The sequence below is a fragment of the Ruegeria sp. E5 genome, assembly GCF_056534105.1.
In genome coordinates, this window is sequence record NZ_JBQFPA010000001.1 from 85,547 (window position 1) to 101,966 (window position 16,420).

The following is a 16,420-nucleotide window of genomic DNA, read 5'->3' on the forward strand; positions in this document are numbered from 1 at the left end:
AAATGCCCGACCTGCTGATCGAACTGTTTTCCGAGGAAATCCCCGCGCGCATGCAGACCCGCGCCGGTGAAGACCTGAAAAAGCGGATCACCGATGGTCTGGTCGAAGACGGTCTGACCTATGGCTCTGCCGCTGCACTGACGACGCCGCGTCGCCTGACGCTGGCGGTTGAAGGCCTGCTGGCGGAAAGCCCGACAATCCGCGAAGAACGCAAAGGCCCAAAGGTCGGCGCGCCTGACAAAGCCATCGAAGGCTTTCTACGCGGCGCGGGACTGACCCGAGACCAGTTGGAAGAGCGCGACACGCCCAAAGGCGCAGTGTATTTCGCCACCATTGAAAAGGCGGGTCGTCCAGCAGCTGAAATCATCGCCGAGGTCTTAGAAGCTACCATTCGAAACTTCCCCTGGCCCAAATCCATGCGCTGGGGGGCTGGATCGATGCGGTGGGTACGGCCCTTGCACTCGATCCTGTGCATCCTGACCGATGAAGCAGGTGCGCAGGTCGTGCCGCTTGCGATCGAAGGGATCACGTCCGGTGATACGACTGAGGGCCATCGTTTTATGGCCCCGAACCGGTTTACGGTGACCTCGTTCGAGGATTATGCCGCCAAGCTGAAACGCGCCTTCGTGGTGCTGTCGCCCGAAGAGCGCGCCGAACATATCTGGAACGATGCCCAGAACATGGCCTTCGCCGCAGGTCTGGAAGTCGTCGACGAGAAGGGTCTGCTGGCAGAAGTTGCCGGTCTGGTCGAATGGCCCGTTGTGCTGATGGGGCAGATCGACGAGGAGTTTCTTGAGCTGCCGCCCGAGGTACTGCAGACCTCGATGAAAGAGCATCAGAAGTTCTTTTCTGTGAAGAACCCCAAGACGGGGCGGATCGAGCGCTTCATTACCGTCGCCAATCGCGAGACCGCCGATAACGGCGCAACCATTCTGGCGGGGAACCAGAAGGTTTTGTCGGCCCGTCTGGCCGATGCGAAATTCTTCTGGGAGAACGACCTGCGCGTTGCCAAGTCGGACATCGCCCAATGGACCCGCGCGTTGGAGAATGTGACTTTCCACAACAAGCTGGGCACTCAGGCGGAACGCATCGACCGCATTGCCGCGCTGGCCCGAGAACTGGCCCCGGTGGTCGGGGCGGATGCGGATCAGGCCGAGAAAGCCGCGCGTTTGGCCAAGGCTGATCTAAACTCCGAAATGGTCTATGAATTCCCTGAACTTCAAGGGCTTATGGGGCGGTATTACATCGAAGCGGCAGGCGAGGATGCCGCAGTGGCCGCCGTTGCGCAGGAACATTACTCGCCGTTGGGGCCGTCGGATGATGTTCCGACCGCACCGTTGTCTGTGACAGTGGCGCTAGCCGACAAGCTGGACACGCTGACCGGGTTCTGGGCGATAGATGAGAAACCCACGGGTTCGAAAGATCCCTTTGCTTTGCGTCGTGCGGCGTTAGGGGTAATTCGACTAATCGTGAATAATGATCTGCGTCTTCGGTTGGACCGTTTTTTCGATAGTCAACTGGTTCGATCAGAACGCGCTATCAATGAGGCTTTGCCCGAAGCGAATGTCCGCGATCTCCTGGAAGAAATCGCAAAACATGGTGTCTTTGGTGCTTCATTCCATACTGTCAAAGAAAAGCTTGAAGGATCGCCCGCAGCAGCATTTCTTGAGCTTGAGAAAAAGGTTCCTGACGCGTCTGACGATCTTCTTTCTTTCTTCCACGACCGCCTCAAAGTCTTCCTCCGAGACGAGGGCATCCGCCATGATGTCATCGACGCTTGTATCGCGATGGAGGGGAATGACGACCTCAACCTGCTGGTCAAACGCGCCCGCGCTCTGAATGCGGTGATTGCGACCGAGGATGGAGAGAACCTCGTGCAGGGGTTCAAGCGTGCGAACAACATCCTGTCTCAGGCGGAAGAGAAGGATGGAGTCGAATACTCTTACGGCGCGGATGTGAAGTTTGCTGAAACTGACAGCGAAAAGGCACTGTTTGCAGCGCTTGACGCGGCAGAGGCCAAGATCGATCCCGCGCTGAAGGCCGAGGATTTCCCGACAGCGATGGCGGCAATGGCCGAACTGCGCGGGCCGGTGGATGCGTTCTTTGAGGACGTGCAGGTCAATACCGATAATGACATTCTGCGCCGCAACCGTCTGAACCTGCTGAGCCAGATCCGTAAGGTCTGCTCTAGCGTTGCTGATCTGACCCGTATCGAGGGATAACGCCCTTGCACCAAGGGCGCAGGGGCTTATGCTGCGGTGAAACCAAAAGGTGCCGCAGTGCAGAATAATCCGCATACCACGCTTATCACTCCAAAAGCGCCCGTTGCCGCCAATACCCATGGTGGCCGGGCAAAGTGCCTGCAAAGACTGGTCCGGCTGGACATGCCGGTGCCGCGGACCGTGGCCCTTTCTTTTGACGCGGTGCAACGAATTGCCAAGGGCGACATTCCCGACATCGCAGCCATTCTGGAACAGTTCGACGCCGAGTCATTGCTGTGTGTACGGCCCAGTTCGGAAGATCCTGACTGGGGTGGACCGGGGGCGGTGCTGAATATCGGCATGAACGATGCCCGATATCTGGATCGGTCTGCGGAAATGGGGGCGGATGCGGCGGCGGCGCTATATCTGCGGTTTGTGCAGAGCTATGCGCTCCATATTGCGCGTCTGGACCCGGATGTGTTCGATACCATCGATGCGGATGGGCGCGAAGGGCTGAGCTTGTCCCTGCGGGCGTATGAAGATGAAACCGACGAGGCCTTCCCGCAAGATCGAGGAGAGCAACTGATTGGTGTTCTGCGCTCGATGGCGCGTGCCTGGGATGGCACGTCGGCCCGGCTGCTGCGGCAGGCCAAGGGCGCACCTGCGGATGCCGGTTTGGGGCTGGTGATTCAAGAGATGATCCCGGGCGTCGGACAGGGGGAATGCGGTTCAGGCGTGTTGCAACTGATTGACCCCGCGACAGGTATGCCCCAAATCACAGGCCGCTATCTGAGCCAAAGCCAGGGGCGCGATGCTCTGGGCGAAGGTGTCGCTGCGTTATATCTGGAAAAGGACGAGCGTGGCCAATCGCTGGAGGATGTGGCGCCCGAGGCTTTTGCCGATCTCAAGGCCCACGCAGCGTTAATGCGCGAGAAGCTGCGCGAAGAGATGCAGGTCGAATTCGTGGTGCAGAACGGCAAGGTGCATATTCTGGACGGCGTGCGGGTTCCGCGCGGGTCGCGGGCCGGGATGCGGATCGCGGTGCGCTTGGCCGAAGACGGGATCATTCCGCCGCAAGAGGCCGTGATGCGGATCGACCCGCATTCGCTGAATGAACTTCTGCACCGGCAGGTCCATCCTGAGGCCGAGCGTGATGTGCTGACCACAGCCATCGCGGCCAGCCCCGGTGCAGCGACCGGTCGAATTGTCTTTACGGCTGCCGAAGCGCAGGCCAGCGCCGCGCGGGGGGAGCCCTGTATTCTTGTGCGCCGAGAAACCTCGCCCGAAGATGTGCGCGGAATGCATGCCGCAGTAGCTGTTTTGACCGAAAAGGGCGGGATCACCAGCCATGCGGCGGTGATTGGCCGTGGTCTGGGTTTGCCGTGTATCGTCGGCGCGTCCGAGATGCGATTCCAGACCAAGAAAAAGCTGCTAAGCGCACCGGATGGGCGTGTGTTCAAGACAGGCGATATTCTGACCATCGATGGGACTTCGGGTCAGGTTCTGGCCGGACAACCCGAGATGCTTGAAGCGGCGCTGGATGATTGCTTTCAGACCCTGATGAGCTGGGCCGATGCCGAGAGGGACATCGCTATCCGCGCCAACGCCGATACACCCGCTGACGCGCAAACTGCGCGAAACTTCAAAGCAGAAGGGATCGGGTTGTGCCGAACGGAACACATGTTCTTCGATCCTGGCCGCCTGACCGTTATGCGCGAAATGATCTTTGCGCAGACCCCGTCTGGACGTGCCGCTGTGCTGGAACGGTTGCTGCCGATGCAACGGCAGGATTTTGTGCAGTTGTTCCGGATTATGGAGGGGCAGCCGGTCTGCATCCGCCTGTTCGATCCGCCCTTGCACGAGTTTCTGCCCACTACGCGCACTGGTCAGCGCGAGCTGGCTGAGGCGCTGGATTTGCCAATCTCGGATGTCGAACGTCGGGTCGAGGCGATGAGCGAGTACAACCCGATGCTGGGATTGCGCGGGGTTCGTCTGGGTGTCACCGTGCCGGAAATCTACGACATGCAGGCACGCGCGATCTTCGAGGCGACGGTTGAGGCCAGCAAAGAAGGTGCCCCTGTCGTGCCTGAGGTCATGATCCCGCTGGTCTCGGCCAAGCGCGAGGTTGAACTGGTCAAAACACGCATTGATACTGTAGCGGCCGAGGTTGCCTCGGAGCAGGGGCAGGAGTTCGACTATCGATTGGGAGTGATGGTGGAAACGCCTCGGGCCTGTCTGCGCGCGAATGAGATTGCGCCGCATTCCGCTTTCCTAAGCTTTGGAACAAACGACCTGACCCAGATGACCTATGGATTGTCGCGCGATGACGCGGGGCGGTTCATGTCGGCATATGTCCGCCAAGGCGTGTTTGGCGAAGATCCATTTCACGTTCTGGATGCAGATGGGGTAGGTGAATTGCTGAAGCTGGGGGCCGAGCGCGGGCGCCAAGCCCAACCAGACGTTACGCTTTCTGTCTGTGGCGAACATGGTGGTAACCCCGAATCAATCGCAATCTGCAGGTCACTTGGATTCGACTATGTGTCCTGTTCTCCTTTCCGGGTTCCTGTCGCTCGGCTGTCTGCCGCTCAACTGGCGATTTCGTCCAAACTTGGGGGTTGACTAACTGTCTCCTACCTAGAAATAGTGGCGTAAGAAACGTTCCGCTGTCGATAATAATTGGCGGCGTGAGCGGTTTTTCTCTTGCATTTTTTTCAGAACTGGACGTCTCGCTTCGTCTGGGGTATTAGCCTCGTCGCGCCCGCCGGGGGAGGGTATGGCGCGTTTGTGCCTGTGCGAGGTTATCTGATGAGACGCTACATAGTGGCTGTTGCCGTGGGGGCAGCAGCCTTGCTACCGAGTTTGTCCTTTGCCGATAGGCAAGGCGATACAAAATCTGTTGAGTTGGTCACACGTAACGAGTTGCCAGCACAAAGCTTCCGCGATTACCTGAAACTGTTTAAGCCGCGTAAGGCGCCGGAAAAAGTCGAAATCTCCTACACCAAAGCCTGGCTGGACCAGCAGCCAAAGGCGACCGGAGATGAAAATTTCCGTTGTCTTGCCGAAGCGCTCTATTTCGAGGCCCGCGGTGAAAGCGTGCGTGGCCAGTTTGCTGTGGCCGAAGTTATCCTGAACCGTGTTGAAAGCGGTCGCTTTCCGGATTCACTGTGCGGTGTGATCAAGCAAGGAACGGGCAAGAAATATCAGTGCCAGTTCACCTACACCTGTGACGGGCAGAAAGAGATTATCAACGAAAAACGCGCTTATGATCGCGTTTCGAAAGTCGCCCGTGCCGCAATCGATGGTGTAGCTGAAGAGATGACCGCAGGTGCCACGCACTATCACACCAAGGCAGTGCGCCCGTCCTGGTCCCGCGTCTATAAAGAAACGGCGCGTATTGGCGTGCATATCTTCTACAAGCACAATTATCGCACGGCCAGCAACTGATTGACGCACCAGCGCTGGAAGGGTGCTGGCAACAGGCGTTTTACCAACTATGTTGCGAGCCAGGAGGCTTGCAATGACCATAACACGCCGACAGTTTCTGCAATCGACCCTGGCCTTGTCGATGATACCACGCGTGGCGATGGCATCTGCCACCGAACTGGTGGCACAGACTTCCCTCCAGCAGATCGCGCCCCAGGGATATCCGGAAACTCCGGTCTGGAGTTATGGCGGCGGTGTTCCGGGCGCGGAAATCCGTGTTCCGCAGGGTGCTCGGGTACGCCGCAAGCTTGTAAACATGCTGCCGCAACCAACGACCGTTCACTGGCATGGCATCCGGATCGACAATGCGATGGATGGAGTGCCCGGCCTGACGCAGGAAGTTGTGCAGCCAGATTCCAACTTTGAATATGATTTCGTGGTGCCGGATGCGGGAACCTATTGGTATCATGCGCACAACCAATCGATGGAGCAGGTCGCGCGTGGGCTTTATGGCCCTTTGATCGTCGAAGAAGCCAGCGGACCCGATGTTGATCAGGACCTGACCTTAATGCTGGACGATTGGCGCCTTGACACCGAGAGCGCAAAGATATCCAGCGATTTCGATAATGCTCATGATCTGAGCCATGCGGGTCGGCTGGGCAACATTGTAACGGTGAACGGAGAGTTTGACCCTACTTATCCGGTGCAGGCGTCTGAACGATTGCGATTGCGGGTGATCAATGCCGCGAATGCCCGGGTATTCGACGTAGCGCTCGACGGGCTTGCTGGCTGGATTGTTGCGCTTGACGGTATGCCGCTTGAGGTTCCATTGCGAGTTGAGAGCAGTTTTCCTTTGGCGCCTGCGCAGCGGGTTGACTTGATCGTTGATGTTTCAGCGGAATCCGGCCAGACGGCAAGTATTGTGAGTGTAGAACGGGATGGCGCTTACGGACTCGTCAAATTTGATGTGTTCGGAGTATCATCGCGTATTGCTAATGCAAAAGTTAGACCGTTGCCAGCAAACCGAATGCCCGAAATTGAACTGCAGAATACACCTCTGCATCGTATGACGATGCAGGGGGGTGCAATGCGCTGGCTGGAGAGCGCCAAATTGGGCGATTCCGAGCTGTCGGGGCGCGAGTTGGCTCAGCTTGGACGATTCTGGGCTTTGAACGGATATGCAGAGCGGCCAGATGATCCGTTTCTGGATGCGCGATTGGGATCAGTTCATCGGATTGAATTCGCAAATGAAACGGCGTTTCCACATGCGATGCATCTGCATGGGCACCATTTTCGCATTATCCTGCAGGACGGTACACTGGGGCCGTGGCGCGACACTGTTCTAGTCGAACGAGGGCAGGTGCGGCAGGTAGCGTTGGTAGCTGACAATCCGGGCAACTGGCTGTTGCATTGTCACATGCTAGGCCATGCGGCATCGGGTATGATGAGCTGGTTCCGGGTCACGTAACGCCGCATTCCGTGGCTGGAAAGGCGTTTGCTGCGATGCTATACGCCCGCGAAACGCCTAAAGTGGGCTCATCATCAGTCCACCGAGCCCGAAAAGGTCCGCCGCATGAGCTCTGAAATCCGTCTCGCCTTTGCGCACCCGTCCGAACGGTCCGAGGCTACCGCCGCGCGCGGTGCGCTGGACCGCATTTCGCTGCGCGATCACATCGTTGAGGTCGAGATCGGGGCGTTTCAGGCCGAACGCGGTACCACGCAACGGATCTGCTTTAACATCGTGGTCGAGGTGCGTCCGCTGACAGACCCCATCGATGATGACGTGGATCGTATTCTGTCTTACGACCGTGTAACCGAAGCGATTGCGTTTGAGCTGGCTGCTGAACGGCTAAATTTGCTCGAGACACTGGCAGATCGCGTGGCGGAGCGCATTCTGCTTGAGCCTCAGGCTGTAAGAGCTTTTGTCCGCATTGAAAAACTGGATCGTGGACCCGGCGCGCTTGGCGTCGAGATCGTGCGCGGCAAGGATGCGGTACATCATGATGTGGCCGAAGAAGAGCGGCCACATCCACGGTTGGTCTTTCTGTCGAATGCAGCGATTTCATCAGGTAATCTCACCGGCTGGATCGACCAGCTTGAGAATCGCCAGCGCCCGCTGATCCTGTGTGTTGGGGCGTCTGATCTGGATGTGCCGCAGACGGGTCACGCAATGACCCAACGCCGGATAGATCTGTTGGCAATTGAACAGAACGCCTGGGTTCTGGCTGCGCGCGATCACCGTTGCGTGGTCGTTTCAACGCGGACCGAGTTGGATTGGGCGATGAAAAACGGCCAGATTTGTGTTTGGGCACCCTCCAAAATTGTTCTGGATGCGGTCGATGGCCCCTCAGCCGCGCCGTCTGACGCGGTGGCGCTGGCTGCTTGGTTCGCTGCAACCTTTGAAGCCAGCGAGATGCTGGTTATTGGCGGAGACCTGCCCGAAGCCCCCAAAACGCCATTGCGCGCAGTTCCGGTGGAGCAGGCGCAACTGTGACCGTCTATTACCGCCCATTGGTCCAGCATGGGAGCACGCGCGTCGACGGGGCGGTGCCACTGGCAGGGCAGGTGCTGTGGTTCTCACAGGCCGAGCGGATTGAGCGCGGGCAAAGCACCCAGATCGTCGATGCCGTTGAAATCCCAAAGGAACAGCTGGATCGTCTGACCTGCGCGCGTCCAGCGATTGCCGGACTTGATATGGCACGAACGCAGATCATGGGCATTCTGAATGCCACGCCGGATAGCTTCTCGGATGGGGGGCTGCATAACTCGGTCGAGGCCGCTCGGACCGCTGCCGCCGACATGGTAGCGCATGGTGCAAGTATTCTGGACATTGGCGGCGAATCCACGCGCCCGGGCGCTGATTTTGTGCCTGAAGACGAAGAGATTGCCCGCACACGCCCTTTGATTGAGGCAATTCGGGGCGAGACGGATGTGTTGATCTCGATCGATACTCGCAAGGCCGGTGTTGCCAAGGCAGCGCATCAGGCGGGTGCGGGACTGATCAACGATGTGTCAGGATTTACCTTCGATCCTAAACTTGCACCATTTTGCGCGCAGATTGAGGCTCCGGTTTGTGTGATGCATATGCAGGGTGATCCGACCACGATGCAGGATGACCCGCACTATGACAATGTTCTGCTGGATGTTTACGATTTCCTTGAGGGGCAAATCGCGCATCTTGAAGGACTGGGGCTCAGCCGCGATTTGATTGTCATCGATCCGGGCATCGGGTTTGGCAAGAATCTGGACCACAACCTGACCCTTCTACGCAATCTCAGCCTGTTTCACGGGCTGGGCTGTCCAATCCTTTTGGGCGTTTCGCGCAAGGGATTTATTGGTCAGATCGGCAAAGAGCCGCGCAAGGATGCCCGCGCGCCGGGGTCAATCGCGGTTGCTCTGGCGGGAATATCACAGGGCGTGCAGATTGTACGGGTACATGACGTGGCCGAGACGGCTCAGGCCTTGCGTCTATGGGCCGCCGTCCGGTAATCCGGGCAAAAGGAATTTTCAGGAGACCGACTTATGCGCAAGCTGTTTGGAACCGACGGGGTGCGGGGCACCGCCAACACGCACCCTATGACGGCGGAAATGGCTTTGCGAATTGGCGCAGCTGTGGGGCGGTATTTCCGCCGCGATGCCTCAGGCGTACACCGCGTTGTTATTGGCAAGGATACGCGGCTGTCGGGCTATATGCTGGAAAATGCGCTGACGGCAGGTTTGACCTCGACCGGTATGAACGTGCTTCTGCTGGGGCCGGTGCCGACTCCTGCGGTAGGGTTGATGACGCGCTCGATGCGCGCGGATCTGGGCGTGATGATCTCGGCCAGTCACAATCCGGCGATCGACAATGGAATTAAATTCTTTGGGCCGGACGGGTTCAAGCTGTCCGATCAAGCCGAGATTGAGATCGAGCGGCTGATCGAAGAAGGCGTAAGCCCCGCACAGGCGCAGAATATTGGTCGTGCGCGTCGGGTCGACGATGCGCGGTTCCGTTATGGCGAGCGCGTGAAATCATCGCTGCCGCGCAACCTGCGCTTGGATGGGCTGAAGGTCGTGATCGACTGCGCCAACGGTGCCGCGCACCGTACTGCGCCGGAAGTTCTTTGGGAGTTGGGAGCAGATGTGATCCCGGTCGGCATCGCGCCGAACGGCAAGAACATCAACCTCGGATGTGGCTCAACCCAGCCTCGTGTTGCGGCCGAAACCGTGGTTTCACATGGCGCCGATGTAGGTATATGTCTGGATGGGGATGCCGACCGCGTCGTTGTGATCGACGAAACTGGCGCTGTCGCCGATGGGGATCAGTTGATGGCTCTGTTGGCGACCGCCTGGTCCCGCGCGGATCAGCTGAAAGGCGGCGCCTTGGTCGCCACTGTGATGTCGAACCTCGGGTTGGAGCGGCACCTGGCCGGGCAGGGGCTGCGTCTGGAGCGGACCGCCGTTGGCGACCGCTATGTGGTTGAACGGATGCGCGAGGGTGGTTTCAATCTTGGTGGCGAACAGTCAGGTCACATCGTGATGAGCGATTATGCCACAACCGGCGACGGTCTGATGGCGGGGCTGCATTTTCTGGCAGAGATGGTGCAATCCGGCAAGAAAGCCTCGGACCTATCGCGCCAGTTTGAGACGGTGCCGCAATTGCTGAAGAATGTGCGCTTTAGCGCGGGGCAGGCCCCGCTGGAAGCGGCCAGCGTCAAAAGCGCGATTTCCGAGGCCGAGGCGCGTCTGAATGGGCAGGGGCGTTTGCTGATCCGCAAATCGGGCACGGAACCTCTGATCCGGGTGATGGCGGAATGCGAGGATGCCGCACTGCTGACCCAAGTGGTCGATGGGATCGTATCCGAGGTTGAGGCGGCGACAGGTTAACGCCCCAGCAGCATTTTCTGCAGAGTGAACCACTGGCTGATTGCCAGCCCGGTTAGGATCATGGCAAGCGCGATATAGAACCGCAGCGGCAGGGCTTCGGATAGAATCCAGGCCCCGAACACCATCGACCAAACGGGCACCTGATAGTTCACCAGCGTCAGAAAGACCGACCCGGCGCTGCGGGTGATGGATACTCGCAGCAGGGTGGCGAAGGCCGTGGGGACAAGGCCCAGAACGATCAGGGCCAGACTGGGGCGCGTTCCCTGCCACGAGGGAAGCCCCTCGGTTAGCAGCATGATAGGTATCAATAGTACTGCGCCAACCAGCAGCGTCAGGGCTGCCAGAGCCATCGGTTCAATCGGAGGGCAGCGGCGGGTCAGGATCGACGAACTGGCGTAGCACAAGGCTGCCGTAACGCAGGCCATTTGCGCCAGTGGCTGCGTACCCTGACCCAATTGCGCCAGACCGGGCCCGATCAACACAAGCGCGCCAGAGAAGCCAAGGCAAACGCCGACCAGACGCCGTAGGTTCATAGGCTCATCCGAAAAGAAATGTGCCAGCGGCAGAACCATCAGCGGAATCGCCGCCATGGACAGACCCGCAAAGGCCGAAGGGACAAATTGTTGCCCCCAGCTTAACAGCATGAAGGGAACCGCCGTCGACAGAATGCCGATGAAGAAAATCGAACTCAAAAGGGCTGGTGCCAAACTCGGAATACGCCGTCCGGTAAGGCGCATCAGCACCAGCAGCATAACGGCACCCAATGTGGTGCGCGACGTCGCCACGGTGACCGGTCCATAGCCTTCCAACGCCATGGCAACCACCATAAACGTCCCGCCCCAGATGAGGCCCAGCGTGAAAACACCGCTCCAATCCTGTTTTGTCGGTTGTTGAACCATTCCATCCACTTATCCCGCGAATCTGACGGTGTCACGCGCTGATATTGACATTAGGTAAGTCATTACTTACCGTAAGCTATGGCTTACAGAGAAGTGCTTTCGGCTTTAGGGGATTCGACCCGTCGTCAGGTTTTTGAGGCGGTGGCCAAGCGCCCCAGGGCGGTTGGTGATCTGGCTGCGGATTTGCCCGTAAGCCGCCCGGCGGTCTCGCAACATTTAAAGGTCTTGTCCGATGCCGGACTTGTCGTTTGCAGGGCTGAGGGAACGCGCCGCATCTATGCCGCCCGACCCGAGGGGCTGGCCGACCTGCGCGCCTGGCTCGAGCAATACTGGTCGGACGTGTTGGAGAGTTTCGCCGCCGAGGTAAACGAAGGACGAGATGCATGATCGAACCAATCATTAAGACCATTGTTGTGAACGCAACGCCCGAGCGCGCCTTTGACATTTTTGTAAATCGCATCGCCAATTGGTGGCCATTGGATGGGCACGCTGTCTCAGCGGCGCAAGGCAAGCCTGCGCTGGCAGTTGTGATCGAACCTCATGTCGGCGGTGCGGTTTATGAAACCATGTTCGATGGCACCCGCGCTGATTGGGGCAAGGTGTTGATCTTCGAACAGGGGGCTCGCCTGGCCTTCAGCTGGCACCCCGGCACCAACACCGACCGCCCCACGCGGGTTGAGGTCCGGTTCGCAGCCCACGGAGCCGGGCATACCACGGTCACTCTGACCCATTCGGGCTGGGAAGTCTGGGCATCTGAGGCGTCGGACAAACGCACCGGTTACGACAGTGGCTGGGATTATGTTCTGGGCGAATGCTACGCAAATGCTGTCACCAAATGAAAAGGGCGGCCACCGGGGCCGCCCTTTCGCTGACAATTGTCAGACTTAGTTCTTTTCTTTGTCGACCATTTTGCCAGCCGAGATCCAGGGCATCATGGCGCGCAGTTTTGCACCGGTTTCCTCGATCATGTGCTCATCGTTCGCACGGCGCGACGCTTTGATGGTCGGTTGGCCTACAGCGTTCTCCAGCATGAAGTCACGGACGAATTTACCCTGCTGGATGTCGTTCAGAACCTCTTTCATACGCGCTTTGGTCTCGTCGTATTTCAAAATACGCGGGCCGGTGACGTACTGGCCATATTCAGCCGTGTTCGAGATCGAATAATCCATGTTGGCGATGCCGCCTTCATAGATCAGGTCAACGATCAGCTTCACTTCGTGCAGACACTCGAAATATGCCATCTCGGGCGCGTAGCCGGCCTCAACCAGCGTTTCAAAGCCGCAGCGGATCAGTTCAACCAGGCCGCCGCACAGTACGGCCTGCTCACCGAACAGGTCGGTTTCGCATTCCTCGCGGAAGTTGGTTTCGATGATGCCCGAACGGCCGCCACCGATGGCCGAGCAGTAGGACAGGCCGATTTCCAGCGCTTTGCCGGTCGCGTCGTTGTCGACCGCGACGAGGCAAGGAACGCCGCCGCCTTTGGTGTATTCGCCGCGCACGGTGTGACCGGGGCCTTTGGGGGCCATCATGATCACGTCAACGCCTTCTTTCGGCTCGATCAGGCCAAAATGGACATTCAGGCCGTGGGCGAACGCGATGGCAGCGCCCGGCTTGATGTTGTCGTGGACGTATTTCTTGTACGTCTCAGCCTGCAGTTCGTCAGGCATGGTGAACATAATAACGTCGCACCAGGCTGCGGCTTCGGCGATGCCCATCACCTGCAGGCCTTCCGCTTCGGCTTTCTTGGCCGAGGGGGAGCCTTCGCGCAGGGCGATGACCAGGTTCTTGGCGCCCGAGTCGCGCAGGTTCAGCGCGTGGGCGTGGCCTTGCGAGCCATAGCCCAGAATCGCCACTTTTTTGTCTTTGATCAGGTTGATGTCGCAATCGCGATCGTAATAGACGCGCATTTCGCCGGTCCTTTCAGTTTCGGTTGATGTGCTTCTATCTTGCGTGATTGCTATTGGCGATAGGGTTTGGATTGGGTATTTGACAAATAGATGAAGAATAATTCTTCTAGTGAACAAAATGTGAAAAAATCATGCTTGATGATGTTGATCGACGTATACTACGCCACTTCCAGGCCGAGCCAAGCCTGACAACGGCAGAATTGGCTGAGCGATGCCGCATCACTACGGGCGTCTGCTGGCGCCGGATCGAAAAGATGCAAGCGGCAGGAGTGATCGAGGGGCAGGAAGCCGTTATCGACTGGGCCGCCTTGGGCTATGCGGTCGAGGTCTCTTTGCGGATAACGCTGGACAAGACGCAGGCACGGGCGTTCGACGAATTCACGGCGGCGGCGCGGAACGTGGCCGAGGTGATCGAGATCCAGACCTTCCTTGGCCGGGTGGATGTGCGCCTATCGGTGTTGGCGCGAGATATGGCGCATTATCAACAGGTCTATCGCGATCGCATTCTGACCCTACCGCATATCGCCGATATCGAAGCCCTTATGCATATCGCCCGAGTCAAACGGGATGAGGTGTTGCCGGTATGATCGAACTGGATGAGATCGACCGCAGAATTCTGCGCGCGCTGGTGCAGGACGCGACCCAAAGCGCGGGAGCTCTGGGGCGCCGCTTTGGCTTATCGCAGCCCGCGACCTGGCGGCGTATTCGTCGACTGGAAGAAGCAGGCGTGATCAAGGGGCGGCGGCTGCGTCTGAATGCCGAGGCCCTGGGTTTTGGAGTGACCGTCTTTCTCGGCGTGAAACTTGCGCGAAAAGGGCAGGTCAGCCTTGAAGATTTTGAACGTGCCGTCAGCGCCATTCCCGAGGTGCAGACGGTTGAGCATGTGCTGGGTCTTTATGATTATCGCTTGCGCGTCGTGGCGCGGGATCTGGCAGACTTCGAACGGGTTCTGCGCCGAAGGGTGATGACCTTACCAGGGGCCGGAGAGGTCGAAGCCAATGTACTGCTGAGCGAAGAACGCCTGCCCGGGCCGATCGGTTAGTATTTAGTGCGGATGCGGAACCCCGGATGATGGGTCATGCGGGCGAAAGTCATCGGTTGCCCGTCCTTCCACGTGGTCCGTTCCAGCTGAATCATCGAAGTGCCAGTGGTCGTGCCCATGAAATCAGCTAGACGATTGTCCGCCGAGATCGCGCAAAAGGCGATTTCAGCTTCGGTGAACGGGGCAGCATTCAACAACCATTCGTGTGGGCCACTTTTGTTGAGGTCGGCTTGCTCGACCTCGGGCACGGCTTCGATATTGATCCAGCGTTCTTCAAGCTGGAAGGGGCGGTTGTCTGCATAGTGCATGCAGATCACGTGCAGAACGCGCGCGTCCGGTTCGACATTCAGTTGCGAGGTCAGCCAGCCGGGGCTGTAGACCACGTTCCGTTCCACCAGCGCATAGCGATAGGCTGAGTTTTGGTTCTCAACCGCTTGTCTCGCAAGTGAAATTTCAAGCTTGGCTTGTTTGCGTGGTTCTTTCTTGACCCGCGTTCCGCTTTTGCGCTTGCGCTCGACAAAGCCCTGTTCAGCGAGCTCCCTCAGCGCCCGGTTCACCGTGGCGCGGGCACAATTGAACTCTTCCGCTAATTGGGTTTCGGTGGGTAAAAGCGAGCCCTGAGGCCATATGCGGGATTCAATCCGCCGCTTTACCTCGTCTCGAACGACTTGAAAACTAATCCGCTTTTGCGCAGTCACGAGTAAAATTATCCGTTCTTGTTCAAAGTGTGTGTATCTGTTCAGAAACACGCTAGGGTGTAAAGGGGACCTGACTCTGGTTGGCGTCATTTCTGCTAATTGTGGCATGTAAAAACTCAAAATGAAATTTTTGGCTGTGGGTTACTTTGGGTCAACTTCAGGCTGCGTTTGACGCTTTACCGAGCGCGCAAGACAAGGCAGAACAAAAAGGACCCAATAGAAAGGATGCGTCATGCCGGCACTACTGAATACTGTTGACCCGGGCGGGCTGGAGGAGTTCTCGGTGGTTTTTACCGACCGTTCTCTGAACCATATGTCTGCAAGTTTTCAGCAAGTCATGCGCGATATTTCAGCAATGCTGCGTGAAGTTTACAATGCTGAAGGCGTTGCGGTCATTCCCGGCGGAGGCACCTATGGGATGGAAGCCGTCGCGCGACAGTTTGCGCGGGATGCTGATGTGCTTGTCGTACGCAATGGGTGGTTTTCATATCGGTGGAGCCAGATCATCGAGTCAGGTGATCTGACATCGTCGACCACCGTTCTCAAAGCGCGCGAAACCGGCAATTCCAGCCCGTCACCTTTTGCTCCGGCCCCGATTGATGAAGTTGTGGCGACAATCCATGAGAAACGACCGGGTATTGTCTTCGCGCCGCATGTTGAGACCTCGGCCGGAGTGATTCTGCCTGATGATTATGTGACAGCGATGGCCGCTGCTGCGCATGAGGTGGGGGCGTTGATGGTGCTGGACTGCATCGCCTCGGGCTGTGCCTGGGTCGATATGAAGGCCACCGGAGTGGATGTGCTGATCTCGGCTCCGCAGAAGGGGTGGAGCGCAACGCCATGCGCCGGTCTTGTCATGCTATCCGAACGCGCCGAGGCGCGGCTGGCAGAAACCTCATCCGATAGCTTTGCGATAGATTTGAAGAAGTGGCGCCAGATCATGCAGGCCTACGAGAATGGCGGCCATGCCTATCACGCCACCATGCCAACGGATTCTCTGCTTTCCTTCCGCGACACAATGGCCGAGACGCGCGCGTACGGCTTCGAAAAGCTGCGCGCGGCGCAATGGGCGCTGGGTGATGGCGTCCGGGCCTATCTTAGGGACAAGGGCGTCATGTCGGTTGCCGCCGAAGGGTTCGGCGCGCCGGGTGTGGTGGTCAGCTATACAGCAGACCCCGAAGTGCAGAACGGCAAGAAGTTCGCGGCCCTGGGCATGCAGATCGCAGCCGGCGTACCGCTGCAATGTGACGAACCCGAAGGGTTCAGCACCTTCCGTCTCGGCCTGTTTGGCTTGGACAAGCTGTATGATGTTGACGACACGATTGCGCGCCTGAAACGGGTTCTGGATCAGGTGCTGTAATAGCGTGGCGGGCAGAAGCCCGCC

Annotated in this window: 15 protein-coding genes; 12 read left to right on the top strand and 3 right to left on the bottom strand. The window is 58.3% G+C overall.

From position 1 onward, the window contains the following. The first annotated feature begins 2 nt into the window (after positions 1 to 2). The 7 genes from glyS to glmM all read left to right on the top strand — a co-directional run bounded on the left by glyS (position 3) and on the right by glmM (position 10,490). Entirely contained in the window at positions 3 to 2,222 is a 2,220-nt protein-coding gene (glyS, locus tag ACR0BI_RS00480; RefSeq protein WP_480561751.1) for a glycine--tRNA ligase subunit beta, read from the top strand. Between the two features lie 36 nt (positions 2,223 to 2,258). Beyond that, positions 2,259 to 4,820 (top strand): pyruvate, phosphate dikinase, encoded by a 2,562-nt coding sequence (locus tag ACR0BI_RS00485; RefSeq protein WP_170563328.1) that lies wholly within the window; start codon positions 2,259 to 2,261, stop codon positions 4,818 to 4,820. Between the two features lie 186 nt (positions 4,821 to 5,006). Next, the gene (locus ACR0BI_RS00490) at positions 5,007 to 5,645 is read left to right on the top strand and encodes a cell wall hydrolase (protein WP_170393504.1); all 639 of its coding nucleotides are present in this window, start codon (positions 5,007 to 5,009) and stop codon (positions 5,643 to 5,645) included. Between the two features lie 73 nt (positions 5,646 to 5,718). After that, positions 5,719 to 7,092, top strand: coding sequence for a multicopper oxidase family protein (locus tag ACR0BI_RS00495; RefSeq protein ID WP_480561749.1), 1,374 nt, complete (start codon positions 5,719 to 5,721; stop codon positions 7,090 to 7,092). Positions 7,093 to 7,197: 105 nt separating this feature from the next. Next, the gene (locus ACR0BI_RS00500; protein WP_170801230.1) at positions 7,198 to 8,118 is read left to right on the top strand and encodes a dihydroneopterin aldolase; all 921 of its coding nucleotides are present in this window, start codon (positions 7,198 to 7,200) and stop codon (positions 8,116 to 8,118) included. After that, complete coding sequence (gene folP / locus ACR0BI_RS00505) at positions 8,115 to 9,113, top strand: dihydropteroate synthase (RefSeq protein ID WP_170563320.1); 999 nt, start codon at positions 8,115 to 8,117, stop codon at positions 9,111 to 9,113. The genes ACR0BI_RS00500 and folP overlap by 4 nt, the downstream gene beginning before the upstream one ends. A gap of 33 nt (positions 9,114 to 9,146) precedes the next feature. Beyond that, positions 9,147 to 10,490, top strand: coding sequence for a phosphoglucosamine mutase (gene glmM / locus ACR0BI_RS00510; RefSeq protein WP_170393497.1), 1,344 nt, complete (start codon positions 9,147 to 9,149; stop codon positions 10,488 to 10,490). Here glmM and ACR0BI_RS00515 read toward each other — a convergent pair. Continuing rightward, positions 10,487 to 11,389, bottom strand: coding sequence for a DMT family transporter (locus tag ACR0BI_RS00515; protein ID WP_480561747.1), 903 nt, complete (start codon positions 11,387 to 11,389; stop codon positions 10,487 to 10,489). The two genes, glmM and ACR0BI_RS00515, sit on opposite strands and share 4 nt — an antisense overlap. Positions 11,390 to 11,467: 78 nt before the next feature. On the opposite strand from ACR0BI_RS00515, the gene ACR0BI_RS00520 reads away from it, so the two are divergent. After that, a complete protein-coding gene (locus ACR0BI_RS00520) occupies positions 11,468 to 11,776 on the top strand; it encodes an ArsR/SmtB family transcription factor (protein ID WP_480561745.1) in 309 nt (102 codons plus the stop codon). After that, the gene (locus tag ACR0BI_RS00525; protein ID WP_170421089.1) at positions 11,773 to 12,228 is read left to right on the top strand and encodes an SRPBCC domain-containing protein; all 456 of its coding nucleotides are present in this window, start codon (positions 11,773 to 11,775) and stop codon (positions 12,226 to 12,228) included. The genes ACR0BI_RS00520 and ACR0BI_RS00525 overlap by 4 nt, the downstream gene beginning before the upstream one ends. 45 nt (positions 12,229 to 12,273) lie before the next feature. Here the strand turns inward: ACR0BI_RS00525 and ilvC are convergent, their stop codons facing one another. Next, positions 12,274 to 13,296 (bottom strand): ketol-acid reductoisomerase, encoded by a 1,023-nt coding sequence (gene ilvC / locus ACR0BI_RS00530; RefSeq protein WP_170393489.1) that lies wholly within the window; start codon positions 13,294 to 13,296, stop codon positions 12,274 to 12,276. A 131-nt stretch (positions 13,297 to 13,427) separates the two neighbouring features. Between ilvC and ACR0BI_RS00535 the strand changes: the two genes are divergently transcribed. Together ACR0BI_RS00535 and ACR0BI_RS00540 are read left to right on the top strand one after the other, a co-directional pair. Further along, positions 13,428 to 13,883, top strand: a complete 456-nt coding sequence (locus ACR0BI_RS00535) for an Lrp/AsnC family transcriptional regulator (RefSeq protein WP_170421091.1) — start codon at positions 13,428 to 13,430, stop codon at positions 13,881 to 13,883. Next, positions 13,880 to 14,338: an Lrp/AsnC family transcriptional regulator gene (locus tag ACR0BI_RS00540; RefSeq protein ID WP_170393485.1), complete on the top strand. Its 459-nt coding sequence runs from the start codon at positions 13,880 to 13,882 to the stop codon at positions 14,336 to 14,338. Before ACR0BI_RS00535 ends, ACR0BI_RS00540 begins: the two co-directional genes overlap by 4 nt. Here the strand turns inward: ACR0BI_RS00540 and ACR0BI_RS00545 are convergent. Continuing rightward, positions 14,335 to 15,036 carry a GntR family transcriptional regulator gene (locus tag ACR0BI_RS00545; protein WP_170393483.1) on the bottom strand — a complete coding sequence of 234 codons (702 nt, stop codon included), beginning with the start codon at positions 15,034 to 15,036 and terminating at the stop codon, positions 14,335 to 14,337. The two genes, ACR0BI_RS00540 and ACR0BI_RS00545, sit on opposite strands and share 4 nt — an antisense overlap. A gap of 232 nt (positions 15,037 to 15,268) precedes the next feature. Between ACR0BI_RS00545 and ACR0BI_RS00550 the strand changes: the two genes are divergently transcribed. Next, entirely contained in the window at positions 15,269 to 16,396 is a 1,128-nt protein-coding gene (locus tag ACR0BI_RS00550; RefSeq protein WP_170393481.1) for an aminotransferase class V-fold PLP-dependent enzyme, read from the top strand. The last annotated feature ends 24 nt before the right edge of the window (positions 16,397 to 16,420 follow it).

Bases quoted from the DNA above. Each gene is read 5' to 3' on its own strand.
- ACR0BI_RS00490 (WP_170393504.1), top strand. From the start codon at position 5,007: ATGAGACGCTACATAGTGGCTGTTGCCGTGGGGGCAGCAGCCTTGCTA.
- glmM (WP_170393497.1), top strand. From the start codon at position 9,147: ATGCGCAAGCTGTTTGGAACCGACGGGGTGCGGGGCACCGCCAACACG.
- ilvC (WP_170393489.1), bottom strand. From the start codon at position 13,296: ATGCGCGTCTATTACGATCGCGATTGCGACATCAACCTGATCAAAGAC.
- ACR0BI_RS00550 (WP_170393481.1), top strand. From the start codon at position 15,269: ATGCCGGCACTACTGAATACTGTTGACCCGGGCGGGCTGGAGGAGTTC.
- ACR0BI_RS00520 (WP_480561745.1), top strand. From the start codon at position 11,468: ATGGCTTACAGAGAAGTGCTTTCGGCTTTAGGGGATTCGACCCGTCGT.
- ACR0BI_RS00525 (WP_170421089.1), top strand. From the start codon at position 11,773: ATGATCGAACCAATCATTAAGACCATTGTTGTGAACGCAACGCCCGAG.
- glyS (WP_480561751.1), top strand. From the start codon at position 3: ATGCCCGACCTGCTGATCGAACTGTTTTCCGAGGAAATCCCCGCGCGC.
- ACR0BI_RS00535 (WP_170421091.1), top strand. From the start codon at position 13,428: ATGCTTGATGATGTTGATCGACGTATACTACGCCACTTCCAGGCCGAG.
- ACR0BI_RS00495 (WP_480561749.1), top strand. From the start codon at position 5,719: ATGACCATAACACGCCGACAGTTTCTGCAATCGACCCTGGCCTTGTCG.
- ACR0BI_RS00500 (WP_170801230.1), top strand. From the start codon at position 7,198: ATGAGCTCTGAAATCCGTCTCGCCTTTGCGCACCCGTCCGAACGGTCC.
- ACR0BI_RS00540 (WP_170393485.1), top strand. From the start codon at position 13,880: ATGATCGAACTGGATGAGATCGACCGCAGAATTCTGCGCGCGCTGGTG.
- ACR0BI_RS00515 (WP_480561747.1), bottom strand. From the start codon at position 11,389: ATGGTTCAACAACCGACAAAACAGGATTGGAGCGGTGTTTTCACGCTG.